At 63.7% G+C, this 15,374-nt stretch carries 12 protein-coding genes; 5 read left to right on the plus strand and 7 right to left on the minus strand.

The features are described 5' to 3' along the window. Positions 1-62: 62 nt before the first annotated feature. On the plus strand, positions 63-1,289 hold the full coding sequence (locus ACVIIV_RS06330; RefSeq protein WP_456743433.1) for an ABC transporter substrate-binding protein: 1,227 nt from the start codon (positions 63-65) through the stop codon (positions 1,287-1,289). A gap of 166 nt (positions 1,290-1,455) precedes the next feature. Here the strand turns inward: ACVIIV_RS06330 and ACVIIV_RS06335 are convergent, their stop codons facing one another. Then, the gene (locus tag ACVIIV_RS06335; protein ID WP_456743434.1) at positions 1,456-1,881 is read right to left on the minus strand and encodes a DUF1330 domain-containing protein; all 426 of its coding nucleotides are present in this window, start codon (positions 1,879-1,881) and stop codon (positions 1,456-1,458) included. Between the two features lie 167 nt (positions 1,882-2,048). On the opposite strand from ACVIIV_RS06335, the gene ACVIIV_RS06340 reads away from it, so the two are divergent. Further along, on the plus strand, positions 2,049-4,253 hold the full coding sequence (locus ACVIIV_RS06340; RefSeq protein WP_456743435.1) for a transglycosylase domain-containing protein: 2,205 nt from the start codon (positions 2,049-2,051) through the stop codon (positions 4,251-4,253). 326 nt (positions 4,254-4,579) lie between these two features. Here ACVIIV_RS06340 and ACVIIV_RS06345 read toward each other — a convergent pair whose 3' ends face one another. From ACVIIV_RS06345 to ACVIIV_RS06360, 4 genes are all read right to left on the minus strand, one after another. Next, positions 4,580-5,419: a M48 family metallopeptidase gene (locus ACVIIV_RS06345; protein ID WP_456743436.1), complete on the minus strand. Its 840-nt coding sequence runs from the start codon at positions 5,417-5,419 to the stop codon at positions 4,580-4,582. A gap of 217 nt (positions 5,420-5,636) precedes the next feature. After that, on the minus strand, positions 5,637-6,965 hold the full coding sequence (locus ACVIIV_RS06350; RefSeq protein WP_456743437.1) for a polyhydroxyalkanoate depolymerase: 1,329 nt from the start codon (positions 6,963-6,965) through the stop codon (positions 5,637-5,639). Between the two features lie 121 nt (positions 6,966-7,086). Then, positions 7,087-7,902: an ABC transporter permease gene (locus tag ACVIIV_RS06355; RefSeq protein ID WP_456743438.1), complete on the minus strand. Its 816-nt coding sequence runs from the start codon at positions 7,900-7,902 to the stop codon at positions 7,087-7,089. A gap of 100 nt (positions 7,903-8,002) precedes the next feature. Beyond that, positions 8,003-8,806 carry an ABC transporter ATP-binding protein gene (locus tag ACVIIV_RS06360; protein WP_456743439.1) on the minus strand — a complete coding sequence of 268 codons (804 nt, stop codon included), beginning with the start codon at positions 8,804-8,806 and terminating at the stop codon, positions 8,003-8,005. A gap of 119 nt (positions 8,807-8,925) precedes the next feature. Between ACVIIV_RS06360 and ACVIIV_RS06365 the strand changes: the two genes are divergently transcribed. Both ACVIIV_RS06365 and ACVIIV_RS06370 read left to right on the plus strand, forming a co-directional pair. After that, a complete protein-coding gene (locus ACVIIV_RS06365; RefSeq protein ID WP_456748673.1) occupies positions 8,926-10,248 on the plus strand; it encodes an ActS/PrrB/RegB family redox-sensitive histidine kinase in 1,323 nt (440 codons plus the stop codon). A 102-nt stretch (positions 10,249-10,350) separates the two neighbouring features. Next, positions 10,351-10,905: an ActR/PrrA/RegA family redox response regulator transcription factor gene (locus tag ACVIIV_RS06370; RefSeq protein ID WP_456743440.1), complete on the plus strand. Its 555-nt coding sequence runs from the start codon at positions 10,351-10,353 to the stop codon at positions 10,903-10,905. A 157-nt stretch (positions 10,906-11,062) separates the two neighbouring features. Here the strand turns inward: ACVIIV_RS06370 and ACVIIV_RS06375 are convergent, their stop codons facing one another. Continuing rightward, positions 11,063-11,551, minus strand: coding sequence for an MmcB family DNA repair protein (locus ACVIIV_RS06375; protein ID WP_456748674.1), 489 nt, complete (start codon positions 11,549-11,551; stop codon positions 11,063-11,065). A gap of 276 nt (positions 11,552-11,827) precedes the next feature. Here ACVIIV_RS06375 and ACVIIV_RS06380 point away from each other — a divergent pair, with 276 nt between their 5' ends. Next, positions 11,828-13,528, plus strand: coding sequence for an alpha-amylase family protein (locus ACVIIV_RS06380; RefSeq protein WP_456743441.1), 1,701 nt, complete (start codon positions 11,828-11,830; stop codon positions 13,526-13,528). Between the two features lie 174 nt (positions 13,529-13,702). Here the strand turns inward: ACVIIV_RS06380 and ACVIIV_RS06385 are convergent, their stop codons facing one another. Further along, positions 13,703-15,301, minus strand: coding sequence for an alpha-amylase family glycosyl hydrolase (locus ACVIIV_RS06385; RefSeq protein ID WP_456743442.1), 1,599 nt, complete (start codon positions 15,299-15,301; stop codon positions 13,703-13,705). Between the last annotated feature and the right edge of the window lie 73 nt (positions 15,302-15,374).

Below are 15,374 nucleotides of genomic sequence, written 5' to 3' on the forward strand. Positions count from 1 at the left end.
ACCGTTGCAATCAACGGAAAAAGACCATCGGCCGAAAATTCCGTCAGGAGGAAGAACCCGATATGAACAATCGCAGAGCCTTCATAGCTGCCACGGCGGCGCTCGCCTTCGCAGTCTCGACCAGCCAGGCCCTCGCTCAGAAGAAATACGACACCGGCGCAAGCGACACCGAGATCAAGATCGGCCAGACCGTGCCGTTCTCTGGCGCCTATTCCGTCTACGCCAATATCGGCAAGACCCAGGCCGCTTACTTCAAGATGATCAACGATCAGGGCGGCATCAACGGCCGCAAGATCAACCTGATCCAATATGACGACGCCTATTCGCCGCCGAAGACCGTCGAGCAGGTGCGCAAGCTCGTCGAAGGCGACGAAGTGCTGTTCACCTTCCAGCTGATCGGCACGGCCGCGAACGCCGCCGTGCAGAAGTACCTCAACGGCAAGAAGGTCCCCCAGCTGCTCGCCTCGACCGGCGCCGCGCGCTTCAACGATCCGCAGAACTTTCCCTGGACCATCGCCTACAATCCCAATTACGTGTCCGAGGGGCGGATCTACGCAAAATACATTCTCGCCAATCATCCCAACGCCAAGATCGGCGTGCTCTACCAGAACGACGACATGGGCCGCGATTATCTGGCCGGCCTCAAGAGCGGTCTGGGCAACAAGGCCGCCAGCATGATCGTCGGCGAGGTCTCCTACGAGGTCACCGATCCGACCGTCGATTCGCAGGTGGTCAAGCTGAAGTCGATGGGGGTTGACCTGTTCTATGACGCCTCGACGCCGAAATTCGCGGCGCAGGCGATCAAGAAGCTCGCCGATCTCGGCTGGAGCCCGGTGCACATCCTCGACATCAACGCGAGCCCGGTGTCGGCGACGCTGAAGCCGGCCGGCCTCGACATCTCCAAGGGCATCATCTCGACCAATTACGGCAAGGATCCAGGCGATCCCCAGTGGAAGGACGATCCGGGCGTGAAGGCCTTCTTCGCCTTCATGGACAAGTATTTCCCGGAGGGCGACAAGCTCAACACCGTCAACACCTACGCCTATTCGGTCGCCGAACTGCTGGTGCAGGTGCTGAAGCAATGCGGCGACGATTTGACGCGCGAGAACGTGATGAAGCAGGTCGCCAACATCAAGGGCTACACGCCGAGCCTGGCGCTGCCCGGCATCAAGATCACCACCGGACCGAACGACTATCGCGTCAACAAGCAGATGCAGATGATGAAGTTCAACGGCGAACGCTGGGAGCTGTTTGGACCGATCATCGAGGACACGGGCCCGTCGGGTTAGCAGTTGTTTGAATTTCGCGACACGATCGGCGGCCTGCGGGCCGCCGATTTTTTTGGCTCGATCCATCACCGTCACCCTGAGGTGCTCGCCTCTTCGGCACCTCCAGCGACAACGGCTTCGCCGTTGCGCGGGGATGACGGGTAGAGCTTGTCGCTCGGGGCGGCTCCTACTCTGGTATCTCCCCAAAGTTCTTCCCCACCGGCAGCACGGCGTGCCGGATCAGCCGCGAATCCTCCACCGCGGCCTGGCGGTGCTTCACCGCCTCGCGATAGACCGGATCGCGGATCATCTCGACGAAGGCGGCAACGCTTGGATATTCGGCGATGAAGCAATGGTCCCAGCGCTCCTCCTGCGGGCCGATCAGCATCAGCTCGAATTTGCCCTGCCAGACGATGCGGCCGCCGAGGCGTTCGAACACCGGGCCGCTCTCGCGGCCATAGGCCGCGTAGGCTTCCGCGCCGCTGGCCTTGCGGCCGTCCGGATAGGCCGCGTCCTTGCGCAGGCGCACGAGGTTGAGCATGTGGATCGGGCCCGGGCGGTCGTTCTCCCGGAATTGCGCGAAGGTTTCCTTGGTCGGATCGATATGGCCCATGGCGCTCCCTCTTTTTTGATGCGGGCGATCCTAGCTCCGGCGCCAAAGCAGCGGAACTGCAGCGGGCGAATGCCCTACCTCCTAATTGCGCGTTAAGGTCTGGGTAACCGGGCCTTAAACAGCGACCGCTAGCGTGCGGCGGGGCGGGCTGACCGGGCGTATTGCGTATGGCGTGGGGAAAGAAAAAGGGTGCGCGGAAGGAGCCGCTGTTCGGCTTGCCCGCGGCACTCGCCGATCTGCGCCTGACGGCCGCGGACCGTGTTCCCGGCGGCGACGACAAGCCGAAGAAGTCTGCGAAAACATCCGCCAGGCGCAAGAGCGAGGATGCCGGCGACGAGCCGCCACGCGAACGGAAAGCGCAAGCCAGCCGCAGCGGCGCCAAGCGGCGCGCGAAGTCGCGGGGAGGATTCAGCATCGGTCGCCTGGTCTATTGGGGCGCGGTGCTGAGCCTATGGGGCGTCATCGCCGTGATCGGCGTCGTGATCTATGTCGGCGCTCATCTGCCGCCGATCCAGTCGCTGGAGATTCCCAAGCGCCCGCCGACGATCCAAATCGTCGGCATCGACGGCAGCATGCTGGCGCAGCGCGGCGAGATGGCCGGGGCCAATGTCGCGCTGAAGGATCTGCCGCCGTATCTGCCGAAGGCGTTCATCGCCATCGAGGACCGCCGCTTCTATTCGCATTTCGGCATCGACCCGGTCGGCATCCTGCGCGCGCTGGTCACCAACGTGCTTCATCGCGGCGTCTCGCAGGGCGGCTCGACGCTGACGCAGCAGCTCGCCAAGAACCTGTTCCTGACCCAGGAGCGCACCATGCAGCGCAAGCTGCAGGAGGTGGAGCTCGCGATCTGGCTGGAGCGCAAGCACTCCAAGGACGAGATCCTGGAGCTTTATCTCAACCGCGTCTATTTCGGCTCCGGCGCCTACGGCGTCGAAGCCGCCGCGCAGAAATATTTCGGCAAGTCGGCGAAGAACGTGACGATCGCGGAAGCCGCGATGCTGGCCGGCCTCGTCAAGTCGCCGTCCCGCCTTGCGCCGAACCGCAACCCTGAGGGCGCCGAAGCGCGGGCGCAGATCGTGCTCGCGGCGATGGCGGATGCGAAATTCATCACGGACGCGCAGGCGAAGGCCTCGATCGGCCATCCCTCCTACAACGTGAAGCCGGCCGGCGCCGGCACGGTGAACTACGTCGCCGACTGGATCGGCGAGGTGCTGGACGATTTGGTCGGCCAGATCGACGAGAGCATCAAGGTCGAGACCACGATCGATCCGAAACTGCAGAGCGTGGCGGAAGCCGCGATCATCGACGAGCTCGCGGCCAAGAGCGTGAAGTTCAATGTCAGCCAGGGCGCGCTGGTGGCGATGACGCCCGATGGTGCCGTGCGCGCCTTGGTCGGCGGGCGGAACTATTCCGAGAGCCAGTACAACCGCGCGGTCACCGCCAAGCGGCAGCCGGGCTCCTCGTTCAAGCCGTTCGTGTACCTCACCGCGCTCGAGCAGGGGCTGACGCCCGATACCATGCGCCAGGATGCGCCGATCGAGGTCAAGGGCTGGCGACCCGAGAACTACACCCATGAATATTTCGGTGCGGTGACGCTGACGCAGGCGCTGGCGATGTCGCTCAACACCGTCGCCATCCGCCTCGGGCTCGAGGTCGGGCCGAAGAACGTGGTACGCACCGCGCACCGGCTCGGCATCTCCTCCAAGCTCGAGCCCAACGCCTCGATCGCGCTCGGCACGTCGGAAGTCTCGATGGTCGAGTTGGTCGGCGCCTACGCGCCCTTCGCCAACGGCGGCTTCGCAGTGGCGCCGCATGTCGTCACAAGGATCAGGACGCTCGGCGGCAAGCTGCTCTACATGCGTCAGCCCGACGAGCGCAACCAGGCCATCGACCCCCGCTATGTCGGCATGATGAACACGATGATGCGGGAGACGCTGATATCAGGCACCGCCAAGAAGGCGGAGATCCCCGGCTGGCCGGCGGCCGGCAAGACCGGCACCAGCCAGGATTACCGCGACGCCTGGTTCATCGGCTACACCGCCAACCTCGTCACCGGCGTCTGGCTCGGCAATGACGACAACTCGCCGACCAAGAAGGCGACCGGCGGCGGCCTGCCGGTCGAAGTCTGGACGCGCTTCATGCGCACTGCGCACGAGGGCGTGCCGGTGGCGAACTTGCCGAGCGCACCGGGCGGCTGGGGCCTGTCGAATCTCGCGCAGGCGGCCTCGCAAGTGTCGCCACCAACAGCGGCGGGACAACCAGCGAATACCGGCTATCGCCCGCCGCCCCCGACGCGCGCCAATGTGCGGCCGGAAGCGGCAGCAGGGCTGGACGGCTGGCTGATGGACCGGCTGTTCGGCGGAAACCGATAGCTTGGGGGTGAGAGCCACGGGGCCTCAAAACAAAAACTGCGAAAACAACCCCATGCACAGTAGAAGGTGATTGCTGGCGCGATGCGGGTGGACCGCTCGAAACGTTTGATGCGGCGGGGTAAATCAGGCACGCGGCGCAATCGTCGCGAAGTGTGGCGAGAATCGAGCGAGACGCGGTGAACAGCGCACCACCCTCTCCTGTCATTCCCCGCGGAGGCGGGGAATCCAGTATTCCAGAGACATTGAGATTCACAACGGATGCCGCGGCGTACTGGATCGCCCGCCAGCGCGGGCGATGACAGTGTTTGCTGGGTTCGCAGCCCGGCCTAATCCTCGACCCCATACCGGTGCAGATCGTTCCCGTGGGTGTCGAGCCACTTCTTGGCGCGCTCCATCGAGGGACACACCTTGCCACAGACGCGCCAGAACCGCGCCGAGTGGTTCATCTCGACGAGATGGGCGACCTCGTGGGCGGCGAGATAGTCGAGCACGAAGGGCGGTGCGAGGATCAGGCGCCAGGAGAACGACAGCGAGCCGGCCGAGGTGCAGGAGCCCCAGCGGCTGGACTGGTCGCGGATCGAGAGCCGCTTGACCCTGACACCGAGCTCGGCGGCATAGGCCTCCGCCGAACGCTGCAGGTCGCGGCGCGCCTCGCGCTTGAGGAAGTCGCTGACGCGGCGGTCGACATGCTCGAGACCGCCGGCGACGCAGAGGATGCGTTCACCGCTATCGCGCGTCTCGGTCCACACCGTGCCGCGCTGGCCGGCGCGATGCACGATGCGGTGGGCCGTGCCGCGCAGCGGTATCACCGTGCCAGGCTGGAAGGGCGCGGCCTTCGGCAAGCGGCCGAGACGTGCGGCGATCCACGCACCGTGACGCTGTGCGAAATCCTTGGCCTCCGCGAGCGTGCCGCGCGGCGGCATGGTGAGGATGGCTTCGCGATCGCTCGGATGAATTCTGAGCGTGTAGCGGCGCGCGCGGCGGTGCCGACGCAATCGGATGGCAAAAAATTGCGATCCGTGGGTGATGACGAGGGTCTTCGGTTCGTGGGGCCGACGATAGAGGAGTGCGCGAGTGGCCATGTCTGTCAGTCCGGGGGGCAGGAGAGCGCCCGGATTCTGCCATAACCGCCGCCAGGGAAAGCGCTCGGCGCAAAAACAAATCATTTGCCCAATATACAGCGGTCAGGCGTCCGGGAGACCCTACAGACTGGGGTTGGAACCATCAATTTTCGCCCCCGCTATACGCATGCGGCACCCCCAAGGGGTGAGTGCCGACTCACTCCTATGAGGCTACCTAAATACCGCGAATTTGGCGGGAACTTACCCCTGCCGGAGCCTCCGACAGGGGGCACATTTTCGACGGGAAAGCCGAAAAACGCGATTATTCAGCCGCGAGTGCCTGCAACGAAGTCGGATTCGCAGCCGAAACCATGAAGTCGTGAATCCGCGGCACGATCTCCGACTTGAAACGCGATCCGTTGAACACGCCGTAATGTCCGACGCCCTTCTGGACGTAATGAACGCGGCGATGATCGGGAATCGCGCTGCACAATGCGTGCGTCGCTTCGGTCTGACCGAGACCGGAGATGTCGTCGTTCTCGCCTTCGACCGTCATCAACGCGACGCGCTTGATCTTGGAGGGATCGACGCGGGTTCCGCGATGGGTCATCTCGCCCTTCGGCAGCGAGTGCTTCACGAATACGGTGTCGACGGTCTGCAGGTAATACTCGGCCGAGAGATCCATCACCGCGAGATATTCGTCATAGAAGTCGCGATGCTTGTCGACGAGGTCGCCGTCGCCCTTCACCAGATTGGCGAACAGCTGCTTGTGGGCATCCATATGCCGGTCGAGATTCATGCTGATGAAGCCGTTGAGCTGCAGGAATCCCGGATAGACGTCGCGCATCATGCCCGGATGCGGGAACGGCACCTTGGTGATGACGTGGTTGCGGAACCAGTCGATACCGCGCTCCTGGGCGAGATTGTTCACCGCGGTCGGATTGCGACGGGTGTCGATCGGGCCGCCCATCAGCGTCATCGAGGTCGGCACGAACGGATCGCGGCGCGCTTCCATGATCGAGACGGCCGCGACGACGGGCACGGAGGGCTGGCACACCGCCATCACATGGGTGTTGCCGCCGAGGACGTGCAGCATCTCGATGACATAGTCGATGTAATCGTCGAGATCGAAGCGGCCTTCGCTCAAGGGCACCATGCGGGCATCGGCCCAGTCGGTGATGTAGACCTCATGCGCCGGCAGGAAAGCCTCGACCGTGCCGCGCAGAAGCGTCGCATAATGGCCGGACATCGGCGCCACGATCAGCACGCGCGGCTGCGGGCTGCGCAGTGGGCGGGCGAACTTGCGATCGAAGTAGAGCAGCTTGCAGAACGGCTTTTCCCAGACCGAACGGACTTCGACGGGAACGCGGATGCCGTTGACCTCGGTGTCGTTGAGACCCCATTCCGGCTTGCCGTAGCGGCGCGTGGTGCGCTCGAACAATTCGCAGGCTGCGGCGACCGACTTGCCGACCTCGGTGCGCGTCCAGGGATTGAGCGGATTCTGAAACAGCAGCTTGGTCGCGTCGGTGACCGCACGGGCCGGATTGAGAGAGGCGTGAGCCATCTCGTACATCCAGTACATCGGCGTCGTCAGGACCGGACTGCCTTCTGCCGCCAGGGGCGGCGCGCCGCCGAACTCACCAATGGGCATCGTTATATTCCTCTTCGCATCGCAACATACTGCCGAATGCGCAATATTGCGTCAATGCATGGTTCCGTACATCTACGTAGCCGAAACGGCCAAATCACCATGAATCCACGGGAAAGTGACATTATTCGCCGCCCGAGAGCAGGGAGCCGTGCTTTTTGGCGCTGCGCAATAGGGCAAGGAATGCCCCAAAAGATGCAACCAAAAGCACCGCGTTGATGGCCGACGCCTCCAGCATCAGATCGGTCCTGAAGGTGTGCTCGATCAGGAGCGCGCGCATTCCCTCGAAGGCGTAGGTCGGCGGCAACGCCCAGGCGACGTATTGCAGCCAGGTAGGCAGCACGCTGACGGGATAATAGACGCAGGCCAGCGGCAGGATCGCGAACATCAAGGTCCAGACGATGCTCTCGGCACCGAGGCCGTTTCGCAGCACCAGGCCCGAGACGAAAATGCCGACCGACCAACTCGTGAAGATCAGATTGCAGAAGAAGGCGATCAGCGGCAGGCCGAGGGCATAGACGTTGAAGTGAAACAGGACCAGCGCGAGCAGCGTCATCGGGATGATCCCGATCGCAAGCCGGATCAGGCTCATGACCATCAGCGACAGCAGAAACTCGATCGGCCTCAGCGGACTCATCATGAGGTTGCCGATGTTGCGCGCCCACATCTCTTCCAGGAATGAGATGGAGAAGCCGAGCTGGCCGCGGAACAGGATGTCCCACAGGATCACGGCACCGATCAGCGTGCCGCCGGCGCGCGCGAAGAAATTGGCGTTCTCGGCGATGTAGAGCTGGAGGAAGCCCCAGGTGATGACTTGCAGCGCCGGCCAGTAGAGCAGCTCGAGCAGCCGCGGCCAGGATGACATTAGCAGGTACCAATAGCGCAGGATCATCGCGCCGATGCGATGGACGGAGATGCCGAGGTGAAGGGACAGCGTCATTGCGAGGAGCCCTTGCGACGAAGCAATCCAGAATTCTTCCGCGGAAAGATTCTGGATTGCTTCGCTTCGCTCGCAATGACGAAAGCAGCGCCCGTAGCCCTCACCTCGCCGCCTCCTTCGCGCCGTTCACCCGGCCGCGCGCAACGTCCAGAAACACCTCCTCCAGCGTGGTGCGGTTGTAGCGGGCCATGATCGCTTCCGGCGTATCGTCGTCCTCGATGCGGCCGCGCTTCATGATGATGACGCGATCGCAGAGCCGCTCGACCTCGAGCATGTTGTGCGAGGCCAGGAGGATGGTGGCGTTGTTGTCCCGGCGGTAGCGCTCCAGATGCGCGCGCACCCAGTCAGCGGTATCAGGGTCGAGCGAGGCGGTCGGCTCGTCCAGGAGCAGCAGCTCCGGCTGGTTGATCAGCGCTTTCGCCAGCGCAACGCGGGTCTTCTGCCCGGCGGAGAGCTTGCCGTTGGCGCGATCGATGAAATCGATGAGGTCGAGATCCTCGGCAAGCTTCGCGATGCGGCTGGTGAGGTTCTTCACCGCATAGAGCTTGCCGAACACGGTGAGGTTCTGTCGCACCGTGAGCCGCATCGGCATGTCGACATAGGGACTTTCGAAATTCATCCGCCCCAGCACGGAAGCGCTGTCCTCGGGCATCCGATGCCCCAGCACCTGGACGCGGCCGGAGGTCGGCAGCACCAGGCCCATGATCATCGCGATGGTCGTGGTCTTGCCGGCGCCATTGCCGCCGAGAAGCCCGGTGATGCTGCCGCGCGGAAGCGAAAAGGAGATATCGTCGACGGCGCGGGTCTGCTTGTAGACCTTGACGAGGTGATCGACCGCGATGGCCGCGGACGAGCTGCGATCCGCGACAGTCGGCCGACTTGAAGCCTTGTCATTCTCGGTCATGCTGGCCGTTCTTCTGCTATTGCATCGGGGAGCGCAAGGCTTGATGTAAGCGCTTGTCATCCGGTGGTTCCGTCAGCCCATCGTTCGTGACCTTAGAAGGCACCGCCACATTGGCCGATATGACCGAAATTGCCGATTCCGACTTCCGCCACGCGCAGCGGCATATCCGGCTGGACACGATCTTGCGGCTGCGCTGGCTTGCGGTGCTGGGTCAGCTCGCCGCGATCTTCATCGTGGCACAGGGACTGGAGTTCAATGTCGAGATCGTCCCCTGTGTCAGCATCATCGCCCTGTCGGCGGCGCTCAATCTGGCGCTCCAGACCTCGGCCAATCCGATGCAGCGGCTGGAGCCGATGCAGGCGGCTGGCCTCCTCGCGCTGAACATCGTCGAGCTGGCAGGTCTGTTGTTCTTCACCGGCGGACTGCAGAACCCGTTCTCGTTCCTGTTCCTCGCGCCCGTGCTGATCTCGGCCACGGCGCTGCCGGCCCGCTTCACCTTCGGGCTCGGCCTGCTCGCGGTTGCCTGCGCGTCGATCCTGTTCTTCTTCCATTTTCCGCTGCCGTGGGATTCCGACGATCCGCTGGTGCTGCCGCCGATCTATCTCGTCGGCGTCTGGCTCTCGATCGCACTCGCGATCGGCGTCACCAGCCTCTACTCGTTCCAGGTGACCGAGGAGGCGCGCAAGCTTGCGGACGCGCTGGCCGCAACGGAGCTGGTGCTGACACGCGAGCAGCACCTGACCCAGCTCGACGGTCTCGCTGCCGCCGCCGCGCACGAGCTTGGCACGCCCCTCGCGACGATCTTCCTGATCTCGCGCGAGCTGGAAAAGACGGTGAAGGACGCAACCATTGCCGCCGACCTGAAGACCTTGCGGGAGCAGACCCAGCGCTGCCGCGACATCCTCAGCAAGATCACCCAGCTCTCCTCTACCGGCGCCCCGTTCGATCGCATGAAGCTGTCGGAGCTGATGGAGGAGGTGGTGGCCCCGCACCGCGATTTCGGCGTCGATATCAAGGTGCGGATCGCAGTGGCCGCGGCGGCCGAGCCGGTCGGCTCGCGCAATCCGGCGATTCTCTACGGCATTGGCAACATCGTCGAGAACGCGGTCGATTTCGCCCGCACCACCGTCGAGGTGAACGCCTGGTGGAACAAGGACAATATCGAACTCGTGATCTCCGACGACGGACCGGGCATTCCGCCCGATATCCTCAATCGGATCGGGGAGCCCTATCTGTCGCGGCGACGCACCCAGGACGACGGCGGCGGCGAACGGCGTGGCCTGGGCCTCGGCGTGTTCATCGCGCGCACCTTGCTCGAACGCACCGGCGCCAAGGTCTCGTTTACCAACCGGATCTTTCCGGACCACGGTGCGGTGGTTCAGATCACGTGGCCCAGGCAGCGTTTTGAGACTATCGAGACGCTCGAAGAAACAATAGGATAGCCGCGGCCTTGCGTCGCACAACGGGGCGGACCGACTATTTGCCGCCTTGGCACCGCGCGATTGCGACGCCATATGTCAATGCGCTGGAGAGAGGACAACACCTTGAACGCCATCGCCGAACTGAACGAACAGAGCGACCGCTCGCTTCTTATCGTAGAGGACGACAAGCCGTTTCTGGAGCGGCTGTCGCGCGCCATGGAGACACGGGGCTTTGCCGTGACATCATGCGACACCGTGTCGGACGGACTGGCCCAGATCGGCAAGTCGGCGCCGGCATTCGCGGTGGTGGATTTGCGGCTCGGCGACGGCAACGGCCTCGACGTGGTCTCGGCGCTGAAGAAGAAGCGCCCGGATGCGCGCGCGATCGTGCTGACCGGCTATGGCAACATCGCCACCGCCGTCACCGCAGTGAAGATGGGCGCGATCGATTACCTCTCCAAGCCCGCGGACGCCGACGACGTCGTCGCGGCACTGCTCTCGACCAGCGCGGAGAAATCCGAGCTGCCGGCCAACCCGATGTCCGCCGACCGCGTCCGCTGGGAGCACATCCAGCGCATCTACGAGATGTGCAATCGCAACGTTTCGGAAACGGCGCGCCGGCTCAACATGCACCGCCGCACCTTGCAGCGAATTCTGGCCAAGCGCGCGCCAAGGTAAGTTTTCGTAGCACTCGTGCCCCGGACGCAGCGCAGCGCTTCTTCAGCGGTGCGCTGCAGAGCCGGGGCCCATGACTTCAGGGATATTGCCGCTTTCTAGGTCCCGGCTCCGCGCAGCAGCGTTTCACGCTGCAGCGCGTCCGGGACACGAGACCGTCCTATTCCCAAAAATCCGCGTGCCCCTGCGGGTCGACCAGGCGGTTGATCCGCAAGGCCGCCGCCATCGCAAAGCGCACCGTCATCTGCTTGCGCGTGGCGGCAGCCAGCTTGTGCTCGGGCGCCTCGCAATGCAGGTGCGCGCCATAGGCGTCGGCGATGATCAGGCCGGTGTCATCAGGGAAGATCTCGCACGGCAGATCCTGCGTGAAGGCGAAGAACAGCCGGTCGCAATGAGCGCGGTATTCATGCCATTTCTGGTCGGCGCGCAGATCCTCGACCGACGACTTGATCTCGACGATCCAGATTTCGCCGCGCTCGTTCAGCGCCACGAGATCGGCGCGCCGGCCCGACGGCAACGGCAGTTCGCTGATGCAGGAGAAGCCGAGCGAGCGCAGCAGCCGCGCCGTGCCACGCGCGATCGCGAGCGCCGTCTCGGATTGGCGGCGGTCGGGTGACGGCACGAGGGTGATGCGGGCAGTGTTGTCCATGGGGGGAAGGATAGCCGATTCCGTAGGGGGCGGACACTGTTCGATGGAAGCGAACTGCGGCCCCATATTCAGCTGTCGTCCCCGCGAACGCGGGGAAGTTTGGTGCAGACTCGTCGTTCTGTACTTCGACCGGCCCACGACCGATAGATCACGCGATATGGGTCCCGCGTTCGCGGGGACGACAGCAAGTGTGAGGCGAGAGCGCGGGAACCTCCCCTCCCCCACGCACTTATCACGCTGCCGCCGCGCCTCGGCGGACCACGGGGCTGCTCGCGCATGATCGACGATCTCTGGTACAAGAACGGCGTGATCTATTGCCTCTCCGTCGGCTCCTACATGGATGCCAATGGCGACGGCATCGGCGATTTCAAGGGCCTGTTACGGCGGCTGGACTATCTGCACGGGCTCGGCATCACCACGATCTGGCTGATGCCGTTCCAGACCTCGCCCGGCCGCGACGACGGCTACGACGTCGCCGATTATTACAGCGTCGATCCCCGCTACGGCACGCTCGGCGATTTCGTCGAGTTCACCCATGGCTGCAAGCAGCGCGGCATCCGCATCATCATCGACCTCGTCGTCAACCACACCTCGGACCAGCACCACTGGTTCAAGGAAGCGCGGCGCGACAAGAACTCGTACTATCGCGACTGGTACGTCTGGTCCGACAAGAAGCCGGCCGGCGCCGACAAGGGCATGGTGTTTCCCGGCGTGCAGAAATCGACCTGGACGCGCGACAAGGAAGCCGGTGCCTGGTACTTCCACCGCTTCTACGACTTCCAGCCCGATCTCAACACTTCGAACCCTCATGTGCAGGCCGAGATCCTGAAGATCATGGGCTTCTGGATTCAGCTCGGCGTCTGCGGCTTCCGTATGGACGCGGTGCCGTTCGTCATCGCGACCAAGGGCGCGAAGGTGAAGAAGCCGGTCGAGCAGTACGACATGCTGCGTGCGTTCCGCGAATTCCTGCAATGGCGGCAGGGCGACGCCATCATCCTCGCGGAAGCCAATGTGCTGCCGAAGACGGACATGGAATATTTCGGCCGCGACGCCGACCGCATGCACATGATGTTCAACTTCCAGGTCAACCAGCATCTGTTCTACGCGCTGGCATCCGCCGATTCGCGTCCGCTGGCGAAGGCGTTGAAGGCGACAAAACCGCGGCCGGCGACAGCGCAATGGGGCCTGTTCCTGCGCAATCACGACGAGCTCGATCTGGGGCGCCTGACCAAGGCGCAGCGGGACATTGTTTTCAAATGCTTCGGCCCCGACAAGGACATGCAGCTCTACGACCGCGGCATCCGCCGGCGGCTCGCACCGATGCTGGGCGGCGACCGCAGGCGGCTCGAGCTCGCCTACAGCCTGATGTGCACGCTGCCGGGGACACCGGTGATCCGCTACGGCGACGAGATCGCGATGGGCGACGATCTCACATTGCCGGAGCGCAATTGCGCGCGCACGCCGATGCAATGGTCGACCGAACCGCATGGCGGCTTCACCAAGAGCGACAAGCCGACATGCCCGGTCATCGACAAGGGGCCCTACGGCTTTCCGCACGTCAACGTGGCAAAACAGCGGCGCGATCCGAACTCGATGCTGAACTGGACCGAGCGCATCGTTCGCATGCGGAAAGAAGTGCCGGAAGTCGGCTGGGGCGATTTTGCGATCATTCCCGTGCGCGATCCCGCGGTGTTCATCATGCGCTATGACTGGCGCAACAATTCGGTGCTGTTCGTGCACAATCTCGACGAGAAGCCGCGCGAGGTCGCATTCTCGACGGGGCTATCAGGCGAGACCGGCGCGCACCTGATCAATCTGCTCGCGGAGGACCACAGCCACGCCGACAAGCGCGGCCAGCATCGCATCGTGCTGGAGCCATATGGCTACCGCTGGTACCGCGTCGGCGGGCTGGATTATCTGTTGAAGCGGAGCGACATCGATGACGACGCCGCGAGCGGGAAGAAGCATCCGGGGTAGCTGGAAATCTCGAGTCTGCTCCGCCGTTTCAACGATCGTCATTGCGAGGAGCTCTTGCGACGAAGCAATCCAGTCTGCTTCCGCGGAGACAGACTGGATTGCGTCGCTGCGCTCGCAATGACGAGGAGATAGCGGTGGCCACCTCCTCCGCCGTTCTCCCGGCGAAAGCGACGCCTAGGGCGACGCCAGCACCACGCCTTCATTGCCGCGTAGATCCAGCACGCCCTCGATCCCCTCACCTTCGCGGTCTAGGAACGTCGACAGCAATATCCTGCTGCCGAAACGGATCGCGCTGGTGGTCACCGCGATCGGATCAGCACCGAGATTGAGCGCCACGATCACCGCGCTGCCGCCGGCCTCGCGGCGGTAGATCAGGAGATCGCCCTGCGCGGCGATCGGATGATAATCGCCCGCAACCAACGGAGGACAGCTCTTCCGCACGGCGATCAGGCGCTTGTAGAGATTGAGGATCGAGCGCGCCTCGGCCTCGAGATTGGCGACATTCTCGCGAATATGGTCCTCCGGCAGCGGCAGCCACGGCCTCACTTGCGAAAAACCGGCGAAGTTCGACGAATCCCATTGCATCGGCGTGCGGCAGCCGTCGCGGCCGACACCGATGCCGGGCACGTTCTTCTCGAAGGGATCGCGCACGTCCTCCGGCGCGATCGCGAGCTGGTGCATGCCGATCTCGTCCCCGTAGTAAAGCGTCGGCGTGCCGCGCAGCGTCAGCAACAGCATGGCCGCGACGCGGGCCTGCTCCGGCCCGATACGGCTCGCCACGCGCGGGCGATCATGATTGCCGAGCACCCAGTTCGGCCAGGCGCCGCGCGGCAGCGCCTTTTCGTAATCCTCGATGATCTTCTCGATCGAGCGCGCGCTCCAGAAGGTCGAGAGCAGCGCGAAATTGAACGGCATCTGCGCGCCGGTGAGGTCGTTGCCGTAATAAGCCATGAGGCGGTGCAGCGGCAGATAGATCTCGCCGATCAAGACGCGAGCACCATAGGAATCGGTGACACGCCGCATTTCGGCGATCACCTCATGCACCTCCGGCTGGTCGGTCGAGTATTGCGTCAGGATCCTTTCGTTCGGCGGCCGGGCCTCGACATAATGCGGGTTCGGCGGGTTGTCGCGGAATTCGGCGTCCTTGATCAGGTGCCAGATCACGTCGACGCGAAAACCGTCGACGCCCTTGTCGAGCCAGAACCGCATCACGTCGTAGATCGCGGCGCGGACGTCAGGATTGCGCCAGTTGAGATCCGGCTGCTGGGCGAGGAAGGCGTGATAGTAATATTGACCCGTGGTTTCGTCGAGCTGCCACGCGCTGCCGCCGAACTCGGACAGCCAGTTGTTGGGCATGCCGCCGCCGGGTGCCGGATCGCGCCAGATGTACCAGTCGCGCTTGGGATTGTCGCGCGAGGACCGGCTCTCGACGAACCAGGGATGCTGGTCGGAGGTGTGGTTGGGCACGAGGTCGAGGATCAGCTTCAGGCCATGGTCGTGGGCGGCCGCGAGCAGCGCATCGAACTCCGCCATCGTGCCGAACAGCGGCTCGATGCCGACATAATCCGAGATGTCGTAGCCGAAATCCGCCATCGGCGAGGGAAAGATCGGCGATAGCCAGATCGCATCGACGCCGAGCGATTTGATGTAAGGCAGCCGCCGCAAGATGCCGGCGAGGTCGCCGACGCCGTCGCCATCCGAGTCCTGAAACGAGCGCGGATAGATCTGATAGAAGATGCCGTCGCGCCACCAATTCTCGTTGCCGTGAGCCATGCCGAAAGACCACCCAAAATCTGCGCCTTGCGCGGGAGAACGCGACAGCAACGCCCCGGTTCAAATTGGCAGG

Source organism: Bradyrhizobium sp. USDA 4354 (assembly GCF_054060315.1).

What these genes read in the sequence shown, in the direction of transcription:
- ACVIIV_RS06330 (WP_456743433.1), top strand. Translation starts at nt 63, where the DNA reads ATGAACAATCGCAGAGCCTTCATAGCTGCCACGGCGGCGCTCGCCTTC.
- ACVIIV_RS06335 (WP_456743434.1), bottom strand. Translation starts at nt 1,881, where the DNA reads ATGGGCCATATCGATCCGACCAAGGAAACCTTCGCGCAATTCCGGGAG.
- ACVIIV_RS06340 (WP_456743435.1), top strand. Translation starts at nt 2,049, where the DNA reads ATGGCGTGGGGAAAGAAAAAGGGTGCGCGGAAGGAGCCGCTGTTCGGC.
- ACVIIV_RS06345 (WP_456743436.1), bottom strand. Translation starts at nt 5,419, where the DNA reads ATGATTTGTTTTTGCGCCGAGCGCTTTCCCTGGCGGCGGTTATGGCAG.
- ACVIIV_RS06350 (WP_456743437.1), bottom strand. Translation starts at nt 6,965, where the DNA reads ATGCCCATTGGTGAGTTCGGCGGCGCGCCGCCCCTGGCGGCAGAAGGC.
- ACVIIV_RS06355 (WP_456743438.1), bottom strand. Translation starts at nt 7,902, where the DNA reads ATGACGCTGTCCCTTCACCTCGGCATCTCCGTCCATCGCATCGGCGCG.
- ACVIIV_RS06360 (WP_456743439.1), bottom strand. Translation starts at nt 8,806, where the DNA reads ATGACCGAGAATGACAAGGCTTCAAGTCGGCCGACTGTCGCGGATCGC.
- ACVIIV_RS06365 (WP_456748673.1), top strand. Translation starts at nt 8,926, where the DNA reads ATGACCGAAATTGCCGATTCCGACTTCCGCCACGCGCAGCGGCATATC.
- ACVIIV_RS06375 (WP_456748674.1), bottom strand. Translation starts at nt 11,551, where the DNA reads ATGGACAACACTGCCCGCATCACCCTCGTGCCGTCACCCGACCGCCGC.
- ACVIIV_RS06380 (WP_456743441.1), top strand. Translation starts at nt 11,828, where the DNA reads ATGATCGACGATCTCTGGTACAAGAACGGCGTGATCTATTGCCTCTCC.
- ACVIIV_RS06385 (WP_456743442.1), bottom strand. Translation starts at nt 15,301, where the DNA reads ATGGCTCACGGCAACGAGAATTGGTGGCGCGACGGCATCTTCTATCAG.